General features: G+C 69.1%; 24 protein-coding genes. 14 read left to right on the top strand and 10 right to left on the bottom strand.

Annotation, left to right across the window (positions count from 1 at the left end; all coding sequences use genetic code 11):
• Nucleotides 1-9: 9 nt before the first annotated feature.
• Nucleotides 10-798: an enoyl-CoA hydratase-related protein gene (locus M6D93_RS15535; protein WP_249770485.1), complete on the bottom strand. Its 789-nt coding sequence runs from the start codon at nucleotides 796-798 to the stop codon at nucleotides 10-12.
• A 129-nt stretch (nucleotides 799-927) separates the two neighbouring features.
• On the opposite strand from M6D93_RS15535, the gene M6D93_RS15530 reads away from it, so the two are divergent.
• On the top strand, nucleotides 928-1,095 hold the full coding sequence (locus tag M6D93_RS15530; protein WP_249770483.1) for a DUF3117 domain-containing protein: 168 nt from the start codon (nucleotides 928-930) through the stop codon (nucleotides 1,093-1,095).
• A 119-nt stretch (nucleotides 1,096-1,214) separates the two neighbouring features.
• Nucleotides 1,215-2,675, top strand: a complete 1,461-nt coding sequence (locus M6D93_RS15525; RefSeq protein WP_249770481.1) for a leucyl aminopeptidase family protein — start codon at nucleotides 1,215-1,217, stop codon at nucleotides 2,673-2,675.
• A gap of 94 nt (nucleotides 2,676-2,769) precedes the next feature.
• Here the strand turns inward: M6D93_RS15525 and glgA are convergent, their stop codons facing one another.
• Nucleotides 2,770-3,936: a glycogen synthase gene (glgA, locus tag M6D93_RS15520; protein ID WP_249770479.1), complete on the bottom strand. Its 1,167-nt coding sequence runs from the start codon at nucleotides 3,934-3,936 to the stop codon at nucleotides 2,770-2,772.
• Between the two features lie 65 nt (nucleotides 3,937-4,001).
• Between glgA and glgC the strand changes: the two genes are divergently transcribed.
• From glgC to M6D93_RS15495, 5 genes are all read left to right on the top strand, one after another.
• On the top strand, nucleotides 4,002-5,222 hold the full coding sequence (gene glgC / locus M6D93_RS15515; RefSeq protein ID WP_249770477.1) for a glucose-1-phosphate adenylyltransferase: 1,221 nt from the start codon (nucleotides 4,002-4,004) through the stop codon (nucleotides 5,220-5,222).
• Between the two features lie 161 nt (nucleotides 5,223-5,383).
• Nucleotides 5,384-6,280, top strand: coding sequence for an ABC transporter substrate-binding protein (locus tag M6D93_RS15510; RefSeq protein WP_249770475.1), 897 nt, complete (start codon nucleotides 5,384-5,386; stop codon nucleotides 6,278-6,280).
• Nucleotides 6,281-6,285: 5 nt separating this feature from the next.
• Nucleotides 6,286-7,227 (top strand): amino acid ABC transporter permease, encoded by a 942-nt coding sequence (locus M6D93_RS15505; RefSeq protein ID WP_249770473.1) that lies wholly within the window; start codon nucleotides 6,286-6,288, stop codon nucleotides 7,225-7,227.
• A gap of 20 nt (nucleotides 7,228-7,247) precedes the next feature.
• Nucleotides 7,248-8,000: an amino acid ABC transporter ATP-binding protein gene (locus tag M6D93_RS15500; RefSeq protein WP_249774217.1), complete on the top strand. Its 753-nt coding sequence runs from the start codon at nucleotides 7,248-7,250 to the stop codon at nucleotides 7,998-8,000.
• A 208-nt stretch (nucleotides 8,001-8,208) separates the two neighbouring features.
• Nucleotides 8,209-9,390, top strand: a complete 1,182-nt coding sequence (locus M6D93_RS15495; RefSeq protein ID WP_249770471.1) for an NAD(P)/FAD-dependent oxidoreductase — start codon at nucleotides 8,209-8,211, stop codon at nucleotides 9,388-9,390.
• 10 nt (nucleotides 9,391-9,400) lie between these two features.
• Here M6D93_RS15495 and M6D93_RS15490 read toward each other — a convergent pair whose 3' ends face one another.
• Both M6D93_RS15490 and M6D93_RS15485 read right to left on the bottom strand, forming a co-directional pair.
• Nucleotides 9,401-10,138: a hypothetical protein gene (locus M6D93_RS15490; RefSeq protein ID WP_249770469.1), complete on the bottom strand. Its 738-nt coding sequence runs from the start codon at nucleotides 10,136-10,138 to the stop codon at nucleotides 9,401-9,403.
• Complete coding sequence (locus M6D93_RS15485; protein ID WP_249770467.1) at nucleotides 10,135-10,713, bottom strand: hypothetical protein; 579 nt, start codon at nucleotides 10,711-10,713, stop codon at nucleotides 10,135-10,137. The genes M6D93_RS15490 and M6D93_RS15485 overlap by 4 nt, the downstream gene beginning before the upstream one ends.
• 388 nt (nucleotides 10,714-11,101) lie before the next feature.
• On the opposite strand from M6D93_RS15485, the gene M6D93_RS15480 reads away from it, so the two are divergent.
• Nucleotides 11,102-13,948 (top strand): FAD-binding and (Fe-S)-binding domain-containing protein, encoded by a 2,847-nt coding sequence (locus M6D93_RS15480; RefSeq protein ID WP_249770465.1) that lies wholly within the window; start codon nucleotides 11,102-11,104, stop codon nucleotides 13,946-13,948.
• Nucleotides 13,945-15,036, top strand: coding sequence for an aminotransferase class I/II-fold pyridoxal phosphate-dependent enzyme (locus M6D93_RS15475; RefSeq protein ID WP_249770463.1), 1,092 nt, complete (start codon nucleotides 13,945-13,947; stop codon nucleotides 15,034-15,036). The genes M6D93_RS15480 and M6D93_RS15475 overlap by 4 nt, the downstream gene beginning before the upstream one ends.
• A 165-nt stretch (nucleotides 15,037-15,201) precedes the next feature.
• Here the strand turns inward: M6D93_RS15475 and amaB are convergent, their stop codons facing one another.
• Nucleotides 15,202-16,749, bottom strand: coding sequence for an L-piperidine-6-carboxylate dehydrogenase (gene amaB, locus M6D93_RS15470; RefSeq protein WP_249770461.1), 1,548 nt, complete (start codon nucleotides 16,747-16,749; stop codon nucleotides 15,202-15,204).
• Nucleotides 16,750-16,754: 5 nt separating this feature from the next.
• Nucleotides 16,755-17,837: a saccharopine dehydrogenase family protein gene (locus M6D93_RS15465; RefSeq protein WP_249770459.1), complete on the bottom strand. Its 1,083-nt coding sequence runs from the start codon at nucleotides 17,835-17,837 to the stop codon at nucleotides 16,755-16,757.
• Nucleotides 17,838-17,992: 155 nt separating this feature from the next.
• Here M6D93_RS15465 and M6D93_RS15460 point away from each other — a divergent pair, with 155 nt between their 5' ends.
• Entirely contained in the window at nucleotides 17,993-18,901 is a 909-nt protein-coding gene (locus M6D93_RS15460; protein WP_249770457.1) for a LysR family transcriptional regulator, read from the top strand.
• On the opposite strand, the gene M6D93_RS15455 is transcribed toward M6D93_RS15460, so the two are convergent.
• The 3 genes from M6D93_RS15455 to M6D93_RS15445 all read right to left on the bottom strand — a co-directional run bounded on the left by M6D93_RS15455 (nucleotide 18,898) and on the right by M6D93_RS15445 (nucleotide 21,269).
• Nucleotides 18,898-19,536, bottom strand: a complete 639-nt coding sequence (locus tag M6D93_RS15455; protein ID WP_249770455.1) for an O-methyltransferase — start codon at nucleotides 19,534-19,536, stop codon at nucleotides 18,898-18,900. The two genes, M6D93_RS15460 and M6D93_RS15455, sit on opposite strands and share 4 nt — an antisense overlap.
• A gap of 53 nt (nucleotides 19,537-19,589) precedes the next feature.
• Nucleotides 19,590-20,948 (bottom strand): pyridoxal phosphate-dependent decarboxylase family protein, encoded by a 1,359-nt coding sequence (locus tag M6D93_RS15450; protein ID WP_249770453.1) that lies wholly within the window; start codon nucleotides 20,946-20,948, stop codon nucleotides 19,590-19,592.
• Nucleotides 20,949-21,107: 159 nt separating this feature from the next.
• On the bottom strand, nucleotides 21,108-21,269 hold the full coding sequence (locus M6D93_RS15445) for a hypothetical protein (RefSeq protein WP_249770451.1): 162 nt from the start codon (nucleotides 21,267-21,269) through the stop codon (nucleotides 21,108-21,110).
• On the opposite strand from M6D93_RS15445, the gene sigE reads away from it, so the two are divergent.
• The 4 genes from sigE (at nucleotide 21,232) to M6D93_RS15425 (ending at nucleotide 24,888) form a co-directional block, all read left to right on the top strand.
• A complete protein-coding gene (gene sigE, locus M6D93_RS15440) occupies nucleotides 21,232-21,846 on the top strand; it encodes an RNA polymerase sigma factor SigE (RefSeq protein ID WP_347343669.1) in 615 nt (204 codons plus the stop codon). The genes M6D93_RS15445 and sigE overlap by 38 nt on opposite strands.
• 3 nt (nucleotides 21,847-21,849) lie before the next feature.
• The gene (locus M6D93_RS15435) at nucleotides 21,850-22,548 is read left to right on the top strand and encodes an anti-sigma factor family protein (RefSeq protein ID WP_249770447.1); all 699 of its coding nucleotides are present in this window, start codon (nucleotides 21,850-21,852) and stop codon (nucleotides 22,546-22,548) included.
• 188 nt (nucleotides 22,549-22,736) lie between these two features.
• Nucleotides 22,737-24,314: a S1C family serine protease gene (locus M6D93_RS15430; RefSeq protein ID WP_249770445.1), complete on the top strand. Its 1,578-nt coding sequence runs from the start codon at nucleotides 22,737-22,739 to the stop codon at nucleotides 24,312-24,314.
• A 22-nt stretch (nucleotides 24,315-24,336) separates the two neighbouring features.
• On the top strand, nucleotides 24,337-24,888 hold the full coding sequence (locus M6D93_RS15425; RefSeq protein ID WP_249770443.1) for a sec-independent translocase: 552 nt from the start codon (nucleotides 24,337-24,339) through the stop codon (nucleotides 24,886-24,888).
• Between the two features lie 125 nt (nucleotides 24,889-25,013).
• Here the strand turns inward: M6D93_RS15425 and M6D93_RS15420 are convergent, their stop codons facing one another.
• The gene (locus M6D93_RS15420; RefSeq protein WP_249770441.1) at nucleotides 25,014-26,165 is read right to left on the bottom strand and encodes an Mrp/NBP35 family ATP-binding protein; all 1,152 of its coding nucleotides are present in this window, start codon (nucleotides 26,163-26,165) and stop codon (nucleotides 25,014-25,016) included.
• Between the last annotated feature and the right edge of the window lie 29 nt (nucleotides 26,166-26,194).

Here is a 26,194-nt window from a genome sequence, read left to right as displayed (position 1 = left end):
GCGAGCGGGTCATCGCCCGGTGAAACTCGGCTGCTGCTTGGCCACGAACGCGGCCACGGCCGAGCGATGGTCCTGCGAGGCGCCGGCGACGGCCTGCTGCACCGCCTCGTTCTCCAGCGAGTCCGAGAGATCGTGGGAACCGGCGAAGTGGATGGCCTGCTTGATCGCCGCGTAGGCCACGGTCGGTCCCGCGGCCAGCCGCGCGGCCAGTGCTTGAGCCCTCGGCAGCACCTCCGCCGCAGGCACCAGCTCGTTCACCGCGCCATAGGAGTTCAGCTCGGTCGCGGTGATCGGCTGGGCCAGCAGCGCCAGCTCCAGCGCGCGCCCGGCACCGATCAGCCGCGGCAGAGTCCAGGAGACGCCCGAGTCCAGGCCGAGCCCGACGTTGGCGAAGGCGAGCAGGAACTTCGCCGACTCGGCCACGATCCGGAAGTCGCACGCGAAGGCGAACGAGGCCCCAGCACCCGCGGCGGTGCCGTTCACGGCGGCAACGACGGGCTTGGGCATCTGGGTCAGCGCCAGCGTGATCGGGTTGTAGTGCTCGCGCACCGTCGACAGCGGAGCCGGATCGTCGGCCTGCAGCAGTTCGGCGTGCTCGGCCAGATCCTGGCCCACGCAGAATCCGCGACCGGTCCCGGTGAGTACGACGGCGCGCACCGACGGGTCGGCCGCAATGCGTTGCAGCTCCGAGACCAGGGCCTGTTTCAGCTCCGCGGACAGGGAGTTCATCGACTCGGGACGGTTCAGGGTCAGCGTGCTCACGCCGTCCGCGGTCTCACTCAACAGGACGTCAGCCATGCGGCAACCATAGAGCGCTCGGTCCCGCTTTGGCTTGATGGTGAGCAATGCGAGACAATGTGATCAGCACGACCCGCCCGGTCCGGCCGGACGGAGTTGGGAAGTACAAAAAACACACAGGAGGCAGGCATGGCGGCGATGAAGCCGCGGACGGGTGATGGTCCGCTGGAAGTCACCAAAGAGGGACGCGGCCTGGTAATGCGCGTACCGCTCGAAGGCGGCGGACGTCTGGTCGTCGAGTTGTCCGCCGACGAGGCCAGCGCGCTTTCCGAGGCGCTACTGGCAGCCGTCAGCTAAGTGGTTCCCTTCGACCCCGGCCGGCCCGGTCGTCTGGTCCCCTCGGGGTCCGCGGCCGCCGACCGGGGTCGAATCGTTTGTACGGTCCCCACCGTCGTCCCGCGCCCCTTGAGGTAGCTGTGATCCTGCTGCAAATCCCGGACCGACGTCGTCCGTCGGCCGTCGTCGCCGTCGGTCTGCTCGGCGACACCGTCCAGCTGCACGCCGTGTCGACCACGGCCCTCCCGGTCGCCGCCGCCGAATTCGCCGCTGCCTACGTCGCGGCCGAGACCCCCGCCGGCAAGGCGGGCCTCATCCACACGCTGCCGCTGCCCGGGCAGGTCCCCTCGACCGTGCTGCTCGTGGGGCTCGGCGACAACAGCCCCGCTGATCTGCGGTTGGCCGGCGTGGCGATCGGACGGGTCATCGCCACCCTGGACGAACAGACCGGGGTCACTGTTGCGATCGATGCCCCCGGCTACGAACAGAGCACCGCTCTCGCCGAGGGCCTGGTCCTCGGCGGCTATGACTTCACCCAGGCCGGCGACGCCGACGCGGTGCTGCACACCGTGGACCTGATCGGCGAACTCGATCGCTCCGGGCTGACGGCCGGTGACGAGGCCGCCGACGCCGCCGGGTGGGCACGCGACCTGGGCAACACGCCGGCATCCGTGCTCGATCCCGCCCGGTTCGGCGAGCTCGCCGACCAGCAGTTGTCGGCGGCGGGCTGCCGCGTCACCGTTCGCGACGAGGCCTGGCTGGCCGCGCAGGGCTTCGGCGGCGTGCTCGCGGTCGGTGCCGGTTCGGCTAGCGGTCCGAGGCTCATCGAGGTTTCCTACAAGCCGCGCCGGACCGCCGGGTCTGCGGCCACGCCGCCGCACGTGGTGCTGGTCGGCAAGGGGATCACCTTCGACACCGGTGGTCTGAACCTGAAGCCGGCCGGGGCGATGCGGATGATGCACACCGACATGTGCGGCGGCGCGGCGGTACTCGCGGCTATCCAGTACGCCGCCATTCAGCGGCTGCCGGTCCGGGTGACCGCTCTGGTCCCCGCGGCTGAGAACGCGGTGTCGGGCTCGTCCATGCGTCCGTCGGACATCATCACCCACTACGGCGGCCGGACGACCGAGATCGGCAACACCGACGCCGAGGGCCGGCTGGTGCTCGCCGACGCTCTCGCCTATGCGGTGGCCCGGCTCAAGCCCGATGTCGTGGTGGACGTGGCCACGCTGACCGGGGCGATGAAGGTCGCGCTCGGCCTGGAGACCGCCGGTTACTTCGCCAACGACGATCACCTTGCCGCGCAGCTGGAGCGGGCCAGCGCCACCAGCGGCGAGCACATCTGGCGGATGCCGCTGGAACACCGCTACGCCGCCAGCATCGATTCACCCGTCGCCGATGCCCGCAACGACCCCGGCAACCCAGGTGGTATCACGGCGGCGTTGTTCCTGCAGCCCTTCGTGGGCGAGGTGGCGTGGGCGCACCTGGACATCGCCGGACCGGCGCGGGCGACGAGCGAAGGGCCCATCTTCGCCAAGGGCGCCACCGGCTTCGGCGCACGGCTGCTGGCCCGTTATCTGGAACTGGCCGCCGCCGGCTGAGTGGGGCCCTGCCTTGGCCGGCGCTGCCTGCGGACAGCGCTGCCTGAGCCGGCCCCGCCTGCGGACAGCGCTGCCTGAGCCGGCCCCGCCTGCGTCAGAGCAGGGAGCGGTACAGCTGCACGGTCCGCTCGGCGATAGCCGTCCAACCGTAGACAGCCACCGCCCGCTCGCGCCCGGCCACGCCCATGCTGCGGCGGCGCGCCGGATCGGCCAGCAGCTGGTTGACCGCGTCGGCGAAGGAGTGCCGGAACGCGGCCACCGCGGCCGGTTCCTCCCCGGCGTAGTCGACCAGCAGGCCGGTCTGGCCCTCGACGACGACATCCGGGATCCCGCCCACCCGGGAGGCGACGACGGCGGTCTGGCAGGCCATCGCCTCGAGGTTGACGATGCCCTGGGGTTCGTAGATGGACGGACAGAGGAATACGTCGGCGGCGGTCAGCAGTTGGAGCAGTTCCTCGCGCGGCAGCATCTCCTGGATCCACACCACACCGTCGCGTCCGGCCTGCAGTTCGGTCACCGCGGCGGTGATCTCGGCGGCCAGCTCAGGAGTGTCCGGGGCGCCGGCGCACAACGCGATCTGCGTCCCGGGAGCGAAATCCCGAGCGGCCGCCACCAGATGGGCGACCCCCTTCTGCCGGGTTATCCGCCCCACGAACAGCACGATCGGCGCATCGGTCGACAAGCCGTAGCGCTGCAGGACGTCGGTGCCGGACACCGGCCGGTACAGCTCGGTGTCGATGCCGTTGGGGATGATGCGCACCCGGGACGGGTCGATCGACGGGTAGGCGGCCAAGATGTCGGCGGCCATCCCGTCGCTGACGGCGATCACCGCCGCGGCAGCCTCGTAGGCCGTCCGTTCCGCCCACGACGACAGGCGGTAGCCGCCGCCGAGCTGCTCGGCCTTCCAGGGGCGCAGCGGTTCCAGGGAATGTGCCGTCACCACATGGGGGATGTCGTACAGCAGGCTGGCCAGATGCCCGGCAGTGTTGGCGTACCAGGTGTGCGAGTGCGCCAGATTCGCCGCCGACATGCCCGCGGCCATCTCCACGTCCACCCCCAGCGTGCCCAGGGCGGCATTGGCGGTGCGCAGGGTGTGCGGGACCTCGTAGGCGTGCACGCCGTCCTCACCGCGCGGGGCACCGAAACAGTGCACCTCGACCTCGATGAGCTTGCGCAGCTCGCGAGTCAGGAACTCGATGTGGACCCCCGCCCCGCCGTAGACGTCGGGCGGGTACTCACGGCTGATCAGAGCGGCGCGCATGGGCGCAACATTAACCCGAGGGATCTTGCTGTGTCAGTGATCACCTTCGGGCTAGGGTGACGCTCATGGCGGCGAACGTACGGGTGCTGGGAATCGTGTTGGCCGGTGGCGAGGGAAAGCGGTTGTGGCCGCTGACTGCCGACCGGGCCAAGCCGGCGGTTCCCTTCGGTGGCAACTACCGGCTGGTCGATTTCGTGTTGTCGAACATGGTCAACGCCGGGTTCCTGCGAATCTGCGTGCTCACCCAGTACAAGTCGCACTCACTGGACCGCCATGTCACCCAGACCTGGCGCATGTCGACCATCCTCGGCAACTACGTCACCCCGGTGCCGGCTCAGCAGCGGCTCGGCCCGCGCTGGTACACCGGAAGTGCCGACGCCATCCTTCAGTCGATGAACCTCATCACCGACGACAAGCCCACCCACATCGTGGTGTTCGGCGCCGACCACGTCTACCGCATGGATCCGCGCCAGATGCTGGACCAGCACATCGAGTCCGGCGCCGGGGTGACCGTGGCGGGCATCCAGGTCCCGCGGGACCAGGCTGATCAGTTCGGCGTGATCGACGCCGCGCCGGACGGGCGGGTGCTGCAGTTCCTGGAAAAGCCCAAGGACCCGCCCGGCCTGCCCGACAACCCCGAGGTCAGCTACGCCTCGATGGGCAACTACATCTTCACCACCGAAGCTCTGGTCGAGGCGCTGCGGGTCGATGCCGAGGACCCGACGTCGGTCCACGACATGGGCGGCTCGATCATGCCGTGGATGGTCGAGCGCGAGGACGCCTGGGTCTACGACTTCAACAAGAACGAGGTACCCGGTTCGACCGAGCGCGACCGTGCCTACTGGCGCGACGTCGGGACGATGGACGCCTACTACGACGCCAACATGGATCTGGTGAGCGTCCACCCGATCTTCAACCTGTACAACGACTCGTGGCGTATCTACACCCACCACGAGCAGTTGCCGCCCGCCAAGTTCGTCGACGGCGGCCTGGCCCAGGAATCGATCGTCGGCGCGGGCTCGATCATCTCCGGCTCGACGGTCCGCGGAAGCGTCCTCTCACCGAACGTCATGGTCCGTAACGGCGCGTACGTGGAGAACTCAGTGCTGATGGACGGGGTCATCGTGGGCGAGGGTGCGGTGGTGCGCCGCGCGATTCTGGACAAAAACGTCTCCGTCGAGCCCGGTGCGCACATCGGCGTCGACCTGGAGCTGGACAAGCAGCGCTACCACGTCTCCGACGGCGGGGTCGTCGTGCTCGGTAAGGCAGAGCGCGCGCTGGCTTGAGCTGAAGATGAGGTTGGGGCGCGTTTGCGCCAGTGTTTGGAAACAATTGTGCTTCCTGGGGTTACGGTTCCGTTGCGGGAGCCCCGAACTTGACGTCTGCGCTACAACGACGCCCTAGAGTTCCGTCCGACCAATTCTGTCCACCCGGAGGTCCCACGACTGTGTTCAACCGACGTTCGTTCGTCACGATTGCCGCGCTCGCCGCGGTCGGCTCGCTTGCTTTGAGCGCTTGCGCCAAGAACAACGAGGGGGGCGGCAGCGCGCCGAAGCCGACGCCGACGGTGTCGAAGGCGGCCGACCTGAGTTCGCTGGTCCCCGCGAGCATCAAGAGTGCCGGGGTCATCAAGGTGGGCATCGACCCCACCTACGCGCCGAACGAGTACAAGGACTCCTCCGGCAAGATCGTCGGCTTCGACGTCGACCTGATGGACGCCATCGCCGCCAAGCTGGGCCTCAAGGCCCAGTACACCGAGTCGACCTTCGACAACATCATTCCCGGCATCACCGGCGGCAAGTACGACATCGGGGTGTCGTCGTTCACCGACAACAAGACCCGCGAGAAGACCGTCGACTTCGTCGACTACTTCAACGCCGGCAGCCAGTGGGGCGCTCCGACCAGCTCCAGCGTGAACCCGGACAGCGCCTGCGGGCTGAAGGTAGCGGTCCAGACCGGCACGATCCAGGACACCGATGACGTGCCCGCCCGAAGCAAGAAGTGCACCGCCGCCGGCAAGAAGGCGATCGTCAAGCTCAAGTACGACAAGCAGGACGATGCGACGACCGCGGTAATTCTGGGCAAGGCCGACGCCTTCGTCGCCGACTCCCCGGTCACCGCCTACGGCGTGAAGCAGAGCGGCGGCAAGCTCAAGCTCGCGGGCAGCATCTACGACGCCGCGCCCTACGGATACCCGATGGCGAAGAACAGTGCTCTCGTTCAGGCGATCCAGAAAGCCCTGCAGTCGCTGATGGACGACGGCACCTACAAGACGATCTGCGCCAACTGGGGCAACGACGCCGGCGAGATCACCCAGGCAAAGACCAACGGCGCGCTGGGCTGACGTCGATGACGACGACCACGACAGCCGCGGGAACCAACGCCGACGATCCGATCAAGGCGGTACCACTACGGCGCCCCGGCCGCCTCGTGGTCGCCGTCATCCTGATCGTGCTGCTGGCCCTGTTCGTGTACGGGGCGGCCACCAACAGCGCCTACGAGTGGCACACGTTCTTCCAGTACCTGTTCGACCAGCGGATCTCCCAGGCCGCGCTGGTCACGCTGGAGCTGACCGTCATCTCGATGGCGATCGCGATCGCGCTGGGCATCGTGCTGGCCGTGATGCGCATGTCGGACAACCCGGTGCTCAAGAGCGTGGCGTGGCTGTACCTGTGGATCTTCCGCGGCACACCGATCTACGTGCAGCTGGTGTTCTGGGGCCTTATCACCACGATCTACAAGCAGATCGACCTCGGCGTGCCGTTCATGGTGCAGTTCACCCACCTCAAGACCGGGTCGTGGCTGACGCCCTTCGTCATGGCGTTCCTGGGGCTCGGCCTGAACGAGGCCGCCTACATGGCCGAGATCGTGCGGGCCGGCATCGGCTCGGTGGATGAAGGCCAGCACGAGGCCGCGATCGCCCTGGCCATGACCTGGGGACGGACGATGTGGCGAGTCGTCCTTCCCCAGGCCATGCGGGTGATCATTCCGCCCACGGGCAACGAGGTCATCAGCATGCTCAAGACGACATCGCTCGTGGTGGGCGTGCCGCTGACGACCGACCTCTACTCGGTCTCGCGTCAGATCGGTGGTGTGCTGTACCGACCGATTCCGCTGTTGCTGGTGGCGTCGGCGTGGTACCTGGCCGTGACCAGTGTGCTCATGGTGGGTCAGTACTACCTGGAGCGGTACTTCGCCCGCGGTGCCTCGCGCAAGCTCACCTCGAAGCAGCTGCAGGCACTGGCCGACGCACAGGATCTCGGCGCCAATCACCTGGGAGGCACCCATTGAGTACCCCGGACTCGAAACTGATGGTCGACGCGCGGGGGGTGCAGAAGCACTTCGGCGCCCTGCAGGTGCTCAAGGGCATCTCGTTGCAGGTCAAGCCGAAGGAGGTCATGTGCCTGATCGGGCCGTCCGGCTCGGGCAAGTCGACCTTCCTGCGGTGCATCAACCACCTGGAGAAGGTCACCGCCGGACGCCTGTACGTCGATGGCGAGCTGGTCGGTTACGAGGAACGTGGCAACAAGCTGCACGAACTGCACCCCAAGCGAGCCGCGGCCCAGCGCCGCGACATCGGCATGGTGTTCCAGCGGTTCAACCTGTTCCCGCACATGACCGCGCTGGAGAACATCATCGAGGCGCCGATGCAGGTCAAGCGGCAGAAGAAGAGCGAGGCCCTGGCCCGCGGCCGGGAGCTGCTGGCCCAGGTCGGCCTGGCCGAGAAAGCCACGGCGTACCCGGCGCAGCTGTCGGGTGGTCAGCAGCAGCGGGTGGCAATCGCCCGGGCGCTGGCCATGGAGCCCAAGCTGATGCTCTTCGACGAGCCGACCTCAGCCCTGGACCCCGAGCTTGTCGGCGAGGTCCTCGACGTGATGCGCAAGCTCGCGGACAACGGCATGACCATGATCGTCGTGACCCATGAGATGGGCTTCGCTCGCGAGGTCGGGGACCATCTGGTGTTCATGGACGGCGGCGTCGTCGTGGAGGCCGGCCCGCCCCGGGAAGTCCTGAGCAACCCCCAGCACGAGCGCACCAAGTCCTTCCTGTCGAAGGTCCTCTAACCCGTCCCCGTCGAGGTTGCCCTTGTTGCGCGCCAAGCTGCGTTGAGGTTGCCCTTGTTGCGCGCCGAGTTGCGTTGAGGTTGCCCTTGTTGCGCGCCGAGTTGCGTTGAGGTTGCCCTTGTTGCGCGCCGAGGTTCAGCAACGAGGGCAACCTCAAGGGCCTTGTGGTCGGTCGACGCAAGCCGAACACGTTTGGCAGGATGACCGCATGGTTGTGCACGAGTCGATCGAGAGCACCGTCGGATGGGATGCCGACCCGGTCGTGGCCGCCACAGCGCGCCGACCGAGCCTCGACACCGAGGTGACCGCCGACGTCTGCGTGATCGGCCTCGGCGGTAGCGGACTCGCCGCGGTAGGAGAGGCACTGCGCCGCGGCCTCTCGGTCGTGGGCATCGACGCCGGGCGGGTCGCCGCCGGCGCGGCCGGACGCAATGGTGGCTTTCTGCTCGGCGGCCCGGCGATCGCGGTCCACCAGGCCGGGGCCGGCTGGGGGATCGAGTCGGCGTTGGCCCTCTATCGAGAAACTCTCGCCGAGATAAGGGCATTGTCGGACCTGCTCGGACCTGATGTCATCCGCCAGGTCGGCTCGATCCGGCTGGCCGGCCTGCCGGGCGAGCCCGAAACGACAGCCGAGGCCGCTGACCGGGAAGTCGAATCCACCGACTGCGACGAGCAATTCCGGGTTCTGACCCACCACGGCATCGCGGTCGAACGCTACGACGGCGAGCTCGGCCGGGGCCTTTACCTGCCCGACGACGCGGCGATGAACCCCGCCCGCCGGGCCCTGGCCCTGGCTGATCTCTACGGCGGCCACGCCCGGCTGTTCGAGAACACCCCGATGACCTCGGTCGAATCCGGGTCGGTGGTCACGACCGGCGGACGGGTCAACGCGGGAGCAATCGTCATCGCGGTAGATGGGCGCCTTGATCTTGTGCTGCCGGAACTGGCCGGTCGCGTTCGCACCACCCGGCTACAGATGCTCGCGACCGCCCCGGTACGCCCCGGACGCCTGCCGTGCCCGGTCTACGGCCGTTGGGGTTACGACTATGCCCAGCAGGACCCGTCCGGCCGCATCTTCATCGGCGGCGGCCGGGACCGGTTCGCCGCCGACGAATGGACTACCGACACCGATCCGACACCAGACGTGCAGGACTGGATCGAGACGATCGCCGCTCGGTTCGCGGGGCAACCGATCACGGTCACGCACCGCTGGGCGGCCTCGGTCGGCTATACCGCCGATGCCCGGCCGTTGGTCACCGAGGTTCGTCCAGGCGTGGTCGCCTGCGGTGGCTACAACGGAACCGGCAACCTGGTGGGACCGATCGCGGCCCGCGCGGCCCTGTCGCTGGCTCTGGACGGCACCGCGCCGCCGGAGTATTTCGCCACCTGAGCCGGGACCGTCACGCCGACGCGACCCGGTCCACCAGCCACCGTCCCTGCTTGTCGATCAGCGTCAACTCGAAACGTTCGGGGTCGGTCTGAGCGGTGGTGCTGGCCGTACTCGTCGTCGCACGCAGCCCGAACACCAGCACCGTGGCCGAGGTGCCGTCCGAGGACACCGACTCGACGCCGGCGCCCGTCACCTGTCCCACGGCGACAACCTTCTGTGCGATCGCCGTCGGCTTGATGTCCTGGGTGAGGCTCTTGCGATAGTCGGCCGCGAAACTGTCCGTCAGGTTCGGCAGGTTCTTGCTCAAGTCGAGGTCCAGGTGCCGGTAGTCATAACTCATCAGCGCCGCCGTGGCGGTCTTGGCCTGGGCCAGTAACTGATCGCGTTCGGCCGAGGCGGACGGCTGATTCTGGTGATGGACGAACAGGGTCAGATCGAGTATTGCCAGGACAAGCACGATTGCGGCGGCGACGGCGGCGACGGCGGCGCTAGCCCAGCGCCAGCGAGGTGTCGGCCTCGGCTCTTCGCTCGAACCCGGATCGGCCTCCGGACGGCGGCTCAGGCTCTCGGCAGGGCCCGCGCCGGGGCCAACGCTCGGGCTGTCGTCCACGCTGTGACCGGTGCTGGAATCAGTGCCGGACGTCTTCGGTGTGCGCTCATCGTCGCTGCGTCCGCTCAGGGGCGCTACGCCGACCGCAGCCGACAGCCGCCGCCGCCGCGGATTGCCGGGCTTGTCGGGGGCGGTCATGACACTCCCGTGTTGGCCAGATCGCTGATCAGCCAGGTACCCGACACGTCGGTCAGCGTGACCGACAGCTGGCTGGTCGAGATCACGGTCTTCTTGGTCGCCGACTGAACCTGGTATCCGGTCAGGACCGCCACGAGTTGAACGGAATGGCCGGACGAGCCGGCGACGGCAACCTTGCCCACCTGACCCTGTAGGTCTGCCTTGCTGGTGGTCAGGGCCTTCAAGGTGCTGGCCTTGCGGGCCTGCTGCTGCGTCTTGATGTCGCCGGTGAGGGAGCTCAGGCAGCGTTGCCAATCCGCCTCGAAGCTGGCGCGCCGGTAGGTGGTGAAGTTGTCGAGCAGGCCCGGGGCGGCGTTCATAGCGGCCACCTCGGAGCGGCTCAGGCTCGGACGGCTCGGCCGCTGGTCGACCACGAGGAGAACGCCGAGCAACGCCGCCAGCACGACGGCGAGGACTGCCAAGGGGACGGCTGCCGGGATCGCTGAGCCGAGCCGGGTGCGCTGAGGGGTGCGGTCCGTTCCTTCGGGGACGGTTGATTCGGTCTCGCGGACGACGGGAGCCTCCAGGACGGTCACGTGATAACCAACGCGGACAGGCGGTCGAGGTTACGGTACCGACCCTCGGCGATCATGTGGACGCTCGCGCCTTTTCGTGGCAAATCGGCCCGTCGAGCTGGTCACCGGTTGCCGCGCTCGCGCAGCTGATCGGTGCGGATGCCACGCTCGGTGGGGCTGGCAACAAGGGCAACCTCAACGGGGGGAGGCTGGCAACAAGGGCAACCTCAACGGGGGGAGGCTGGCAACAAGGGCAACCTCAACGGGGGGAGGCTGGCAACGAGGGCAACCTCAACGGGGGGAGGCTGGCAACGAGGGCAACCTCAACGGGGGGAGGCTGGCAACAAGGGCAACCTCAACGGTGGGGTCGGCGGGAAATGGTGATGACCCGATCGGGGAGAATGAGCGGGTGACCCCCGAGGAGTTGGCCGGCGAGCTGCGAGCCGCCGGTATCACCGAGGTCGATTCCTCCACCCGTCGCCGCGCCGAGTACTCCAGCGATGCCTCCAACTACCGCGTCGTCCCGCAGGTGGTGGTCTTCCCGCGCAGCGCCGACGAGGTGGCGGCCACGCTCCAGGTAGCCGCGGCGAACGGCGCACCGATCACCGCTCGCGGAGCGGGCACCTCATGCGCCGGCAACGCCGTCGGCCCGGGCGTCATCCTGGATTTCTCCCGGCATCTCAACCAGGTCGTCGCCATCGATCCCGACGCCCGGACTGCCGTCGTCCAGCCCGGTGTCGTCCTGGCCACCCTGCAGCAACAGGCCGCTCGCCACGGCCTGCGGTTCGGGCCCGACCCATCGACACAGTCCCGCTGCACGATCGGCGGAATGATCGGCAACAACGCCTGCGGTGCGCACGCGCTGGCCTACGGCAAGACGGCTGACAACATCGCCTCGCTGCAAGTGCTGCTGGCCGACGGCCGGCCGCTGCACGCGGGCCTGCTCGCGGAGTTGGCCGATCCCGTCGGAGCCCGACTCTCGCGCCTGGTCGCCGACAACCTCGCCGTCATCCGGACCGAGTTCGCGCGGTTCTCCCGGCAGGCCTCCGGGTACTCCCTCGAACACCTGCTGCCCGAGCGCGGCGCGAACCTGGCGCGATTCCTGGCCGGGACCGAAGGCACCCTCGCTGTACTCACCGAAGCGACGGTGAACCTGGTCCAGGCAGCGCCCTTCACCGCCCTGGCCGTCCTGGCCTATCCCGACATGGCCGTCGCGGCCGAGGCCGTCCCCGCCCTACTGCCCCTGCAACCGCTCGCGCTGGAGGGGATGGACCGAAGGCTGGTGGAGGTCCTCATCCGCCGGCGCGGTCCGGGTGCGGCGCCGAACCTGCCCAAGGGCGGTGGCTGGCTGTTCGTCGAGACCGGAGGCCAGTCCCAGGCCGAGGCGAACGCGGCCGCGCAGGCGTTCGTCGACCAGGCCCACGCACAGGATTCCACGGTCGTTTTCGGCGAGGACGCGCGCAGGCTTTGGCGCATCCGGGAGGACGGCGCCGGCCTGGCGGGCCGGACCCCGTCGAACGAACCGGCGTGGCCGGGGTGGGAGGACGCGGCGGTACCTCCGGACAAGCTGGGCGGCTATCTTCGCGATTTCAACGCTCTGCTCGCCGATCATCGCCTCGACGGACTCATCTACGGCCATCTGGGCGACGGCTGCGTCCACGTGCGACTCGATCTGCCGTTGGCCGGCCGGCCCGCGGACGTGCGCCGGTTCCTGCTCGAGGCGGCTCGGCTGGTGGCTTCCTACGGCGGCTCCATGTCGGGGGAGCACGGCGACGGGCGGGCTCGCAGCGAATTGTTGCCGGCCATGTATTCCCCCGAAGCCATCGCGCTCTTCGGGGCCGTCAAGCACATCTTCGACCCGGCCGACCAGCTCAATCCCGGCGTGCTGGTCAACCCGGCGCCGGTGGACGTGGACCTCCGGTTGCCCCAGGCCAGGCCGCTCACCACCGGCCTGGGCTTCAGCTACCCGCACGACTCGGGCTCCTTCACGACCGCCGTGCATCGGTGCGTCGGGGTGGGCAAGTGCCGGGCCGACACCACCGGCACCGGCGGCGTGATGTGTCCGTCCTACCTCGCGACCGGCGATGAGACCCACTCGACGCGAGGCCGGGCCCGGGTGCTGCAGGAACTCGCCAACGGCAGCGTCATCACCGGCGGCTGGCAGTCTCCGGAGGTCGAACAGGCGCTGGACCTGTGCCTGTCCTGCAAGGGCTGCAGCTCGGACTGCCCGGCCGGTGTCGACATGGCCACTTACAAGGCCGAGGCGCTCTACCAGCGGTATCGGGGCAAGCTCCGGCCCATGTCGCACTACGCGCTCGGCTGGCTGCCGCGCTGGACCCGGATCGCCACCTCCTCGCGCGCCATGGCGGCCGTCGCCAACGGCAGCCTGAAGCCGAAACCCCTGGCGCGATTGGCCAAACGGCTCGGCGGTATCGACGACCGTCGCCCGCTTCCGCAGTTCGCGCCGGTGTCGTTCCGGCGCTGGTTCGCCGATCACCCCGCGGCGCAGGGGGATCCGGTCATGCTGTGGCTGGACACGTTCACCAACGGATTCTCGCCCGAGGTCGGGATCGCGGCGGTGACCGTGCTGGAAGACGCCGGGTTCTCGGTGCGGATCCCGGAAGCCGCCGTCTGCTGTGGCCTGACCTGGATCTCGACCGGGCAACTGGACGGCGCGCGCAAGCAGTTGACCCGCAGCCTGGACGCGCTGGCGCCCGCATTGGCCGAAGGTATCCCGATCGTGGGGCTGGAACCGTCCTGCACCGCGGTGTTCCGATCGGACGCGAGTGAACTTCTGCCCACTGACGAGCGGGCGCGCCAGGCCAGGACAGCCGTACGAACGCTGGCCGAACTGCTCATCGAGCGGGACTGGCAGCCGCCGGCCTTGGCGGGGACGATTGCCCTGGCCCAGCCGCACTGCCACCAGCACGCCGTGATGGGTTTCGCCGCGGACGAGAAGCTCCTGACCCGCGCCGGGGTCGAGCTGGAGACGGTCGGTGGGTGCTGCGGACTTGCCGGCAACTTCGGCGTCGAGCGCGGTCATTACGAGGTGTCGGTCGCCGTTGCGGAGACGGCCCTGTTACCCGCCGTCCGCGCCGCTGCCTCCACAACCGCTGTACTCGCCGACGGATTCTCCTGCCGGACCCAACTCGAGCAGCTTTCCGACCGCGAAGGCGAGCACCTGGCCGTTCTGCTGGCCCGAGGTCTGCACGTCGGTGAACACGATCGTTTCGTATCGGAAAGGGAAATCTCATGAGCGCGCCGTTCGTCCCGCCGCCCTATCCGTATGACCGGCTGGACGAGATCACCAAGATCGCCGATCTGCACGATGGTGGCGCGGTCGACCTGTCCATCGGGACACCGTGCGATGCGCCTGCGCCGGACGTCATCGCCGCCCTGGCCGACGACCGCCTGGCCCGTGGGTACCCTGCCTCGGTGGGCAGCCTCGCCCTTCGGCAGGCGGCCGCGGACTGGATCCAGCGACGTCTTGGTGCCGGCATCGATGCGCGTACTGAGGTAGCGGCCTGCGTGGGGACCAAGGAGTTCGTCGCCTCGACGCCGCAGTACCTGAAGCTGCGCCGTCCGGACCTGGACACCGTGCTGTACCCGGCCATCAGCTACCCCACTTACGAAATGGGCGCCACGCTGGCCGGGCTGCGTGCGGTGCCGTACCAGTCGCTCGACGAGATCGCTCCGGCTGATGCGGATAGGGCCCTGTGCGTATGGGTGAACTCGCCCAGCAACCCGACCGGCGAGCTGCACGACCTGCCCGCCGCCGCGGCGTGGGGACGGGCTCACGGCATCCCGGTTCTCTCGGATGAGTGCTATGCCGAGTTCAGCTACGCCGCCGGACCGACCACGATCCTGCGCGAGGGTACGGCGGGATTGTTGGCCGTTCACTCACTGTCCAAGCGGGACAACTTCGCCGGCGCGCGGATCGGGTTCTACGCCGGCGATCCGGAGCTGGTCCACTACCTGTCCGAGGTCCGCAAGCACGCTGGTTTGATGGCGCCCGGACCGGTCCAGCGGGCCGCGGCGATCGCGCTGGGCGATGATGAGCACGTGGCCGTCCAGCGGCAGCGGTACTGGAATCGGATGGTCCGGATCAGGCAGATCCTGAACGCCGTCGGGATCGAGGCCGAGCTGCCGGCGGGCGCCTTTTACCTGTGGGTCGCTGCCCCGCATGGCGACGCTTGGGCGGCGGCGCGATTGCTGGCCGAGAAGGCTGGATTGGTCAGCTCCCCGGGGGACTTCTACGGTCCGTTCTCGACTGGTTTCCTCCGGCTCGCCGCCGTCCAGCCCGACGAGCGCATCGAACTCGCCGCCCGTCGCGTCGGCCTCTGACCTCCCCCTCCGTCGACCCCGTCCCCCTCCGTCCGTCCCCCCCCGTCCGTCCCCCCTCTCCGGGATTTCGCGGCCCGAATACTCAATTTTTTGCGAAAATCTGAGTATTGGGGCCGCGAAAGCCGGGAGGGAGAGGGAGAGGGAGGGGGAGGGAGCGGGGACGGGTCAGACGAACTCGACGCCTTGCGCCAACGGCAGTTCCGTCGAGTAGTTCACGGTGTTCGTGGTGCGGCGCATGTAGGCCTTCCACGCATCGGAGCCGGACTCCCGGCCGCCGCCGGTCTCCTTCTCCCCACCGAAGGCGCCACCGATCTCGGCGCCGGACGGGCCGATGTTGACGTTGGCGATGCCGCAGTCCGAGCCGATGGCCGACACGAACTGTTCGGCCTCCCGGACGTTGAGGGTGAACACCGCCGACGACAGGCCCTGCGCGACGTCGTTCTGCAGCGCGATCGCCTCGTCGAAGGAGTCGTAGCTGAGCACGTACAGGATCGGGGCGAACGTCTCGGCCTTCACGATGTCGGTCTGCGCGGCCATCGTCACGATGGCGGGCTGGACGTAGAAGGCGTCCTCGGACTCCTCGGCGTGCACCCGTTCCCCACCGACGACGAGCGTCCCACCGTCGGCCTGAGCCGCGGCCAGTGCTTTACCGAAGCCCTCGTAGGAGGCCGCGTCGATCAGTGGCCCGACCAGCGTGCCGGCTGCTAGCGGTGACCCGATCGGCAGGCTGGCGTAGGCACTCGTCAGCCGGGCGACCAGGTCGTCGACGATCGAGGAGTGCGCGATGACCCGGCGCAGCGAGGTGCAGCGCTGGCCGGCAGTGCCGGCGGCGGAGAACACGATGCCGCGCACGGCCAGGTCCAGGTCGGCGCTCGGTGCCACGATGGCGGCGTTGTTGCCGCCCAGTTCCAGCAGCAGCTTGCCGAAACGGCCCGCCACGCGCGGCGCCACGGCGCGACCCATGCGCGTCGAGCCGGTGGCCGAGAGCAAGGCCACGCGCGCGTCGTCGACCAGGGCCTCGCCGACCTCGACGCCGCCGAGCAGCAGTTGAGACAACCCCTCGGGTGCGCCGACGCGGCGGGCGGCCTCGTTCATCAGCGCCTGGCAGGCAAGGGCGGTGAGCGGGGTCTTGTCCGATGGCTTCCAGACGACCGCGTCGCCGCAGACCAGCGCGAGGGCGGTGTTCCAGGACCACACCGCGACGGGGAAGTTGAACGCCGAGATGACGCCGACGACGCCGAGCGGGTGCCACTGCTCCATCATCCGGTGGCCCGGCCGTTCGGTGGCGATGGTCTGGCCGAACAGCTGGCGGGACAGTCCGACGGCGAGATCGCAGATGTCGATCATTTCCTGGACCTCGCCGAGGCCCTCGGAGGTGATCTTGCCGGCCTCGATCGAGACCAGCGCACCGAGATCGTCCTTGTGCTCGCGAAGCAATTCGCCCAGCTCACGGACGAGCTTGCCGCGGACGGGTGCCGGCACCAGGCGCCACTGCTCGAACGCCGTCTGCGCCTGCTCGATGATCGCGGCGACATCGGAACCGGTGTGCGCGGTGAGCAGTCCGAACTCGGTACCGGTGATGGGGGAGCGGGCGGTGATGGTCGCGCCCCCCTGGTCAGCCGCGACGAACGGGTCGCCCACGCCGAGGCGATCCAGCACTGCAGTCAGCGTCTGGCTCAGTTCGTCATGGGTCGTGAACGTGGATTCAGCCATGTTGATCAGACCTTTCCCTCTTCGGCGAAGCGAACACCGTTCTTGGTCGACAGCAACGCCTCGAACGGGATGTCTTCCTGCTTGATGAAGCCCGACTGGGGCAGCCGGCCTTCGGCGACGAGCTCGACCACGGCGACCGCGGACGCGGCGGTGGTCCAGGAGATCGCGCGCCAGCTGCGCCCGTTGATGTCCAGCGGCTGGTAGGCGCGGACGTAGTTCTCGCGGAAGAGCTGGCCGTTCTGCACACCCTCGACGGCGGCGTGCAGGTAGACCACGTCGTCGTTGGTCGGCGGCTTGGCGTTGACCAGGATCTCGCCGGCCAGCTCACGGCGTTCCCGCAGCCCCAGCTCGTCGAAGAAGAAGCGCATCAGCTCGAAGTGTCCCGGGTAGCGCATCGTCTTGTAGTCCAGACGCTGGGCCCGTCCCTCGTAGGTCTCGCACATGGTGCCCAGACCGCCGGAGGTCAGCGAGGCCTCGAGTTCGATACCGCCGATGACGACCCGTTCGTGCTCGGTCATGGCCGGCACCATCTGCCGGTGGCCGGACCGCAGGACCTCGCAGTCGTTGAGGTACTCGTTCACCACACCCTCGGAGGACCAGTTGAAGGCGTAACCGAGCAGACCGGACGGGTGCCGGGGCAGCGCGCCGACCTTGAGCTCGATGGAGCGGATGTCGGTGAACTTCTTGGTCAAGGAGGATCCGATGATCCCGATCAAGCCGGGCGCCAGGCCGCACTGTGGGGCCATGACGTGGCTGGGGTTCTGGGCCGACAGCTCCAGCACCCGGTTGGTGGTGGGCACGTCCTCGGTCAGGTCGAAGTAATGGACACCGACCTCGAAAGCGGCTTCGGCCACACCCAGGTTCAGGTTGAACGGCAAGCAGGACACGACTGCGTCGGCGTCGGTCAGGGCATCGCGCAGGGCGCGGGCATCCCGGACGTCCAGCGACTTGGTGGCGAACGGCAGGTCGCTGCGTTCGCGGGCGTCGTAGGCGGTGACGCTGAAGCCGGAATCGGCGAGCAGAGTGGCTACGAGTTCGCCCACCTTGCCCAGGCCGACGACTCGAACCTCATTGATCGAGCGGGTCATGGGTTTCCTTTCGTCGTTCTACGTCGCGGGCGCCGGCAGGATCGCCGCCGGCCGACCGCAGGTAGCTGTGCTTAACTTAGTAAACCAGAAGCAATTAGAGAAAGTAACGGCGCCGGTCGGGGTATGAGCCGGAGCCGGCGACGCAGGAGGTTCGCGTGACCCGACCGCTGGAGGTGTCGCGGCTGAGGTTGCTGCGCGAGGTCGCCATCCGCGGGTCGATCGCCGCGGCGGCTCGCGAGGTCGGCCTGACCCCGTCGGCCGTGTCCCAGCAGCTGGCGATCCTCGAGCGCGAAGCGGGCGCGGCGCTGCTCGACCGGACGCCGAGGGGTGTGTTGCTGACCGGGCCCGGCCGTGTTCTCGTCGAACGCGCGACCGCGATCCTGGAACTGCTCGAATCGGCCAGCGCCGACCTGGAACGTCTCACCGGAGAGCTGGCCGGCGAGGTCCGGGTCGCAACCGTGGCCTCCGCGGGAGCCGCCCTGGTGAGCCCGGCCGCCGACCGGCTGGCCCGGTTGCATCCGGAACTGAATCTGACCGTGACCGTCGCCGAGCCCGCCCGCAGCATCGAGGCGTTGCTGAACGGCGATCTGGACGTGGCCGTGGTGGACGTCTACGACGGCGTCCCCGTTGCCATCCCTGACTACCTGCAGCTGCTGGAACTGGCCACGGAGGAGCTGGTCCTGGTGAGCCGGCCCGGTGATTTCCCCCTGCGCGCAAAGGTGAAGCTCGGCGATCTCAACCACCGTCACTGGGTGATGCCGCCGGCCGAGGCCGCGTGCGGCCAGGCGGTACGGGCAGCCTGCCGCTCGGCCGGTTTCGAACCGGAGGTCCGGTGGGAAACCGACGACATGTTGTTGCTGGTGCGCGCGGTGGCGGCCGGACACGGGGTGGCGGTACTGCCTCGGCTCGCGGTCGCCGACGACGTCGCCGATGTGCAGACGCGCCCGCTTGCCGGCGATCCGATGAGCCGCCGGTTGCTGGCGCTCACCCGGACCTCCAGTCAGGACCGTCCGGTCGTGCAGGCGGTTTTGACCGCGCTGGCCGAACGCTCCGCCGGAGGTTAACGCTTGGCGGCGACCAGCAAACCGTCGCCTACCGCGAGCAAGGCGGGTACGAGACGCTCGTCGGCGCGCACGGACTTGCCCAGTTCCCGTAGCGCGACGGTGTCGGCGTCGCGGCGACCCGGATCGGCCACCCGGTCGTGCCACAAGGCGTTGTCGAACGCGAGCGCGCCACCGGGACGCAGCAGGCGGATGGCCTGTTCCAGGTAGTCGGGGTAGCCGGTCTTGTCGGCGTCGATGAACACCAGGTCGTAAGCGCCATCGGTGAGCCGCGGCAGCACCTCGCCCGCACTGCCGTTGATCAGCCGGTAGCGGCCCGGGGAGATTCCGGCTTCACCGAAGGCCTCCTTGGCCGCGCGCTGGTGCTCGGACTCGGTGTCGACGGTGGTCAGGACGCCATCAGGCCGCATCCCGCCCAGCAGCCACAGGCCGGACACGCCCGCTCCGGTGCCGAGCTCGACCACGGCTCGCGCGTTGAGTACCGCGGCCAGGAAACGCAGGGTCGCGCCCCCGGCCGGACCGATGGGCACACACCCGAGTTCCTCGCCCCGGCCACGGGCCGCGACGGTGGCCTCGTCCTCGGCGATGAAGTTCTCGGCGTAACTCAGGCTGCTGGCGGACAGATACGGCTCGACCATGGACCCAGACTCTACCGAGAGCGCAGGCTCTGCGATCCCCGACTCACCCGGCCTCAGCGCAAGGAATCGATGATGGTGGCCAGATCGTCGATGGAGGTTTGTGGGTTGACGATGGCAAAGCGGGTGCAGACCTGGTCACCATGCCGGGTGGGGGTGACGAAGGCGTGTCCGGAGTCGAGCAGGGCTGAGCTCCAGCGGGCGTAGTCGGGGGGTGTCCAGCCGATCCGTTCGAAGATGAGGACCGACAGGTCTGGTTCGACGAGCAGTCTGAGGTGCTCGGCTTCGTCGATGAGCTGCCGCCCGGCGCGGGTGACGTGCAGGGTCTGTTCGATCGCCGCGGTGTAGGCGTCGGTGCCGTGCACGGCCAGGGAGAACCAGAAGGGCAGGCCGCGGGCGCGGCGGGTGAGCTGGATGGAGAAGTCGCTGGGGTTCCATTCGCCCTCGACGGTGACGGGGTCGAGGTAGCCGGCTTTCTGGGTGTGGGCGGCGCGGGCCAGGACGGGGTCGCGGTAGAGCAGCGCGCAGCAGTCGTAGGGGGCGAAGAGCCATTTGTGCGGGTCGACGATGAAGGAGTCGGCACGTTCGATGCCGGCGTAGAGCGGGCGGACGGAGGGTGCGGCCAGGCCGGCGCCGCCGTAGGCGCCGTCGACGTGCAGCCACCAGCCCTGCTCGGTGGCGACGTCGGCGATGCCGGCGATGTCGTCGACGACGCCGAGGTTGGTGGTTCCGGCGGTGGCCACGACGGCGAAGATGCTGTCGCGGGTGACGGCGTCCAGTTCGGTGAGCCGGTGCCGGATCGCGTCCCCGGTCAGCCGTCCGCGCTCGTCGCCGGGCACGAGGACGATGTCGACGTCCATGACGGTTTCCAGGGCGTGCTTGACCGAGGAGTGGGTTTCGCCGGTGACGACCACGGCCCAGCGGGCGGGGCGTTCACCGCGGCGGTGCTGGATCGCCGCGCGTGCCGCGACCAGCGCCGAGAGGTTGCCGATGGTGCCGCCCTGGACGAAGACGCCGCCGGATTCGGCGGGCAGGCCGACCAGGTCGGCGATCCAGCGCAGGGCCTGGTTCTCGGCGTAGACGGCGCCTGAGCCTTCCAGCCAGGACCCGCCGTAGACGCTGGAGGCGCCGACCAGCATGTCGAAAGCCGCGGCGGCCTTGGTGGGGGCGCCGGGGATGAAGGAGAGGTAGCGGGGATGATCCACCGACAGGCACGCCGGAGCGAGCACGTCCTCCCACAACTGGGCGGCCCGCTGGGCGCCGATCCCGTCGCGGGTCACCGTGGCGCCGGCCTGCTCGGCCAGCTGCTGCGGGGTCAGGGTGTTGTCCAGCGGGGCCTGCATGGCCAGCCGGTCCAGGCAGAGATCGGCCAGCGTTCGCGCCATTGCCGCGCTGGCCTCGGTGAAGGTGTGCACGGCGCAGAGCCTAGAGGGTTTGAGACATCGGCTGAACGGGAACAATCGCGCTGACTCTGGCGCTACGTGCTCGCGTCCGCTCGGTCTCGGCGACGGTGGGCCGCAGCCTGCGAACGGCCCGTGCGCGCGGATCGGGAACGTGAGAGCGTCCTGAGGCGTTTAGCGGACGCACAGCGGGCACTGGGAGGGTGAACTTCCGGCCGATACCGAGCCGGGCCAGAGCACGTTGTACAGAGGGGTGATCTTGTCGATGTCCACGCTGAATCCTGGTGTGGCTAGTTCGATGGGCGGGACGACGTCCCGCGACAGCGGAGCTGGCACCGTGACCGACGTTCCGGCGTCGGGCGCCTGGGTGGCTCCGAGCTGGGATGAGATCGTCCGTGCGCACGCCGACCGGGTGTACCGGCTGGCGTACCGACTGTCGGGTAACCGGGCCGACGCCGAGGACCTCACCCAGGAGACGTTCGTCCGGGTTTTCCGGTCTTTGGCCGACTACACGCCGGGCACCTTCGAGGGCTGGCTGCACCGCATCACCACGAACCTGTTCCTCGACATGGTCCGGCGCCGGCAGAAGATCCGCTTCGACGCCCTCGCCGAGGACGCCGGGGACAAGCTCGCCTCCGACGAAGCCGGCCCCGAACGGGCCTACGAGCAGAACAACCTCGATCCGGAGGTCCAGCGGGCCCTGGACGCGTTGCCCGCCGACTTCCGCGCCGCCGTCGTGTTGTGCGACCTCGAGGGCCTGACCTACGAAGAGATCGCGCTCACCCTGGGGATCAAGGTCGGCACCGTCCGATCACGAATCCACCGCGGTCGGGTGCTCCTGCGTGAAGCCCTGGCCCACCGGGCCCCCGGAGTGCGGCCCACCGACTCACCCCTGTCCGGAGCAGCGAACTAAATCATGTCCATGCCCAGCGTGTTCGGCCTGCCGCATCTGTCCGAGGATGCGGTGGCCGCCTTCGCCGACGGTGTGCTCAGCCCGGCCGCGACGGCCCGGGCGGAGCGGCACTGCGCCGAATGCGCCGAATGCGCGGACGCGGTCCGGGGCCAGCGGGAAACCGCGATGATGCTTCGCTCCGCGGTGGCCCCGCCGTTGCCCAGCGGACTGCTGGACCGGCTGGCCGGCCTGCCGATGTCGGCACCGCTGCCGCCTACCTCGCACGGCCTGCCCACGGCGCTCGGCCCGGACGGCACCGCGATGTATGTGGCGCATGATCCGTCCGGGCGCCTCGCGGCTCGGCAGGAGCGGCACGACGAGCAGAACGGGCGCGGTGGGGGCCAGGCACATTCGCGCAGTCCGCACCGCAGCGGGCACTCCGAGGATGAATCCGGCTCCGATGGGCACCACCGACCCGGTGCGGCGTCCTTCGCCGCGCACCCCTTCCTCCGTCGCGGCGCGCTGCCGGTGGGGCTGATCGCCGCGGCCGGCGCCGTGGTCGCGGCCGGCGCGCTGGGCAGCCACACATCCACCGTGTACGGGCCGACCGGTCGAACCGGTCCCGCCGCGAACGTGGTCGGCGTCGTGAATCCAGGCACGGTGACGCTTCCCAGCTTCTCTCGCGGGGCGACGCCGGCCCCACGTGCGCACCGCATTCCGTGACTCTGCACCGTCGGTGATTCACGGCGGCGCACGGCGGATCGACCCGAAGTGGTTGACCGACGCGCGGTCGGGCAGACTCGGGTGGCAAGCCAAAGGTGGCACCCAGGCGCGTCCGGCACACTCGGCCGTGGCCGGGCGATCCAATCCGGCCGGGACGATCCGGTCCGTGCCGAGACCGCGGAGGGTATGTGAGCGACGAAGTCGACGGTTCGCCGTTCGCCCGTCCCGATGATTCGGTGACCGGGTCGTTCGAGCCGCGACTCGCCCAGGCGCCGGAGCCCCACCACGTCCCGCCCGTGTCCGCGCAGGATGCGGCCGCCTTTGCCAAGCCGTACGGCGCGGACGTGCCGTTCGAGCCCGCCGCCGGCGATCGCCTCCCACCCCGGCACGAGCCGCTGCTGCAGCCGGTTCCGCGGCAGCTGGTCGAAGCCTTCGCCGCCACCCGTACCGGCGCGCCCTTCGACCCGGAGCCCGGCACCCGGATGCATCCCACCCACCCCGGACCCGGCTCGCCGTGGTGGAAGGACGACGCCGCTACCGACCCGTGGCGAGATCCGCAGTCGCCGTTCTGGATCGCCGGCCCACCCGTGTTCGACGGCGACGAGGTCATCGACATCGGCGAGCTGGTCGAACCCGGTCCTGAGCCCGACGACGGTCCCCCCGACGACGGCAAGCTCAACCGGCGCCGCGGCCGGTTCGGCTTCTCCGCCCTGGGCCTGGTGCTGGTCGCCGCGCTCGTGGCCGGTTGCCTCGGCGGTGGCGTCGGGTACTGGTTCTCCGAGCGAGCCCACCGGATCCTCACCGACCCCGATATCAAGATCGCCCAGGTGGCCACGCCGCAGGTCCGGCCGCCGGGCTCCGTGGCCGAGATCGCCCAACGAGTCAGCCCGGCCGTCGTCTCGATCGACGTGCGGACCTCCGACGTCGCCGGGTCGGGATCGGGCGTGATCATCGACAAGGCCGGTTACATCCTCACCAACAACCACGTGGTGAACTTCGGCAGCCAGAAGCCGACGATCCGGGTGGTGTTCGCCGACAAGTCCTCCGCGCCCGGATCGGTGGTGGGCACCGACCCGGTCAACGACCTTGCGGTGGTCAAGGTTGCCAAGACGTCGCTGACCGTGGCGACCCTGGGGCGGTCCGACCAACTCGCGGTCGGTGACCCGGTTATCGCCATCGGCGACCCGCTCGGCCTGCGCGGAACCGTCACCGCGGGCATCGTCTCAGCACTTGATCGACCCCTGCACCTGTCCGGGGAGAACGGCAACCCGGATGCCGTGATCGACGCGATCCAGACCGACGCACCGATCAACCCGGGCAACTCCGGGGGCGCGCTGGTCAACGGCGCGGGCGCGGTCATCGGGATCAACACGGCCATCCTCAGTCTTGGCCAGTCGGCCAACGGCGGTCAGGCCGGCAGCATCGGAGTCGGCTTCGCCATTCCGATCAACCACGCCAAGGACGTCGCCGAACAGATCATCAAGACCGGCAAGGTCGTCCACGCCTCGATCGGGCTGTCCACCCGGAGCGTCACCGACGGCAGCCGGGACGGCGCCTACGTGGTGCAGGTGACCGCCGGTGGACCGGGAGCGAAGGCGGGTTTGAAAGAGGGCGACGTGATCACTCTCTTCGACACGACGCTGATCGATTCCGGGGATGCCCTGACCGTCGCTGTCGCCGCCTCCAAGCCCGGATCGGTGGTGACGGTGCACTTCGTTCGCAATGGAGTGGCGAAGAGCGCCGCCGTCACGCTGGGTTCGGACTAGCCGGTCGCTTAGGCTGGGCCACGTGTTCAACATCGGTCCGCTCGAGTTCGTGGTCCTGGCCTGCGTCGCGCTGCTGGTCTTCGGGCCCGAGAAGCTGCCGCAGCTGACCAAGGACGCGGTGCGCATGCTGCGTACGGTGCGCGACATGGCGCAGGGCGCGCGCACCCAGCTCACCTCTGAGCTAGGCCCGGAGTTCGCGAACTTCGATCTGAACTCCCTCAACCCGAAGACGGCCATCCGCAACGCGATCATGGGTGACGACGACGATCTGTCCTCGCTCAACCCGTCCGCGATGCTGCAGAAGGCCCTGCGGGGCGAGGACGAGGACGCGGCGAGCGGGCACGCGACCGCTGGTACGCCGGTGACCTACAGCACCGACGCCGGCGAGGCCGACACGGCCAACGAGCCGATGTCACTGGCCCAGGCGCAAGCGCAGAACGGCGTCGCGGCGGGCGTCGTGGACCTGACGAAGGATCCAGCGACGAACATTCCGTCCGAGGGCGGAGTGGGGCTGGCCAGCGGGCCGCCGGAGGCCACGCCCGTGGCGCCCAGCCCCTACGACGACGCGACCTGATCGCTCTCGGCCCGACTGGGAGCGGCGGACGAGGCGGTCGTGCCGGCACGGGCGCAAGGCCTGTACCTGTCGAGGGTGCGCGGCCAGCAGGCGCCGATCGTGGCGGCGCGAGAAAGCCAGGTTCGTCAGCGGGGCGAGAGGCCGAGCGAGCGTCCGACCAGACTGCGTGAGCGGGCCGCCAGAGTGTCGGCGATCGCTCCGAAGGCCAGCGCCGCGGCCGAGTCCGGTGCGGTGAGCACGATCGGAGTACCGGCATCGCCGCCCTCACGTACCGCCATGTCGATCGGGACCTGGCCGAGCAGGCCGACGTTGGTGCCGGTGGACTCGGACAGCGAGTCGGCCACCGCCTGACCGCCGCCGGCGCCGAACAGTTCCATCCGGGAGCCGTCGGGCAGCTCCAGCCAGCTCATGTTCTCCACCACGCCGACGATCTGCTGATGCGTCTGCAGCGCGATCGAGCCAGCGCGCTCTGCCACCTCGCGGGCGGCCAGTTGCGGGGTGGTCACCACGAGCAGCTCGGCCGAGGGCACCAGCTGAGCCAGCGAGATCGCGATGTCACCGGTGCCCGGCGGCAGGTCCATCAGCAGCACGTCCAGATCGCCCCAGAACACGTCCGCAAGGAATTGCTGAAGAGCCCGGTGCAGCATCGGACCACGCCACACGACGGCGGTGTTGCCGGGCGTGAACATCCCGATCGAGATGACCTTCACGTCATGGGCCTGGGGCGGCATGATCATTTTCTCGACCTGGGTGGGCTTGGCCACGACACCGAGCATGCGCGGCACCGAGAAGCCGTAGATGTCGGCATCGAGCACGCCGACGTTGAGTCCGCGCTGCGCCAGGGCCACGGCCAGATTCACGGTCACCGAGCTCTTGCCCACGCCACCCTTGCCGGAGGCCACGGCGTAAACCCGGGTCCGCGAGCCGGGCTGGGCGAACGGGATCTCGTTGACCGGGTTGTCCCCGCGCAGCTTGGTCCGCAGCTCCGTGCGCTGGGTGTCATTCATGACGCCCAGCTCGACGGCCACCGAAGACACGCCCGGGACGGCGGCCACGGCCGCGGTCACGTCCGTGGTCAGCTTCTCCCGCATCGGACAGCCCGACACCGTGAGCAGCACCTTGACCCGGGCGTATCCGGACTCGTCGACGGAGACCGATTCGACCATGTCGAGCTCGGTGATCGGCTTGCGGATCTCCGGGTCGTTGACGGTCGCGAGGGCCGCCGCAACAGATGCGGTCAGCGAGGACGTATCAGGGTGCGAAGTATCGAAAGCCACCAGGCGATCGTACGGTCGTGTGCGCCGTC

Source organism: Jatrophihabitans telluris (assembly GCF_023516435.1).
In the GTDB taxonomy this organism is placed as follows: domain Bacteria; phylum Actinomycetota; class Actinomycetes; order Mycobacteriales; family Jatrophihabitantaceae; genus Jatrophihabitans_A; species Jatrophihabitans_A telluris.
This window is presented reverse-complemented; position numbering and strand designations above follow the sequence as displayed.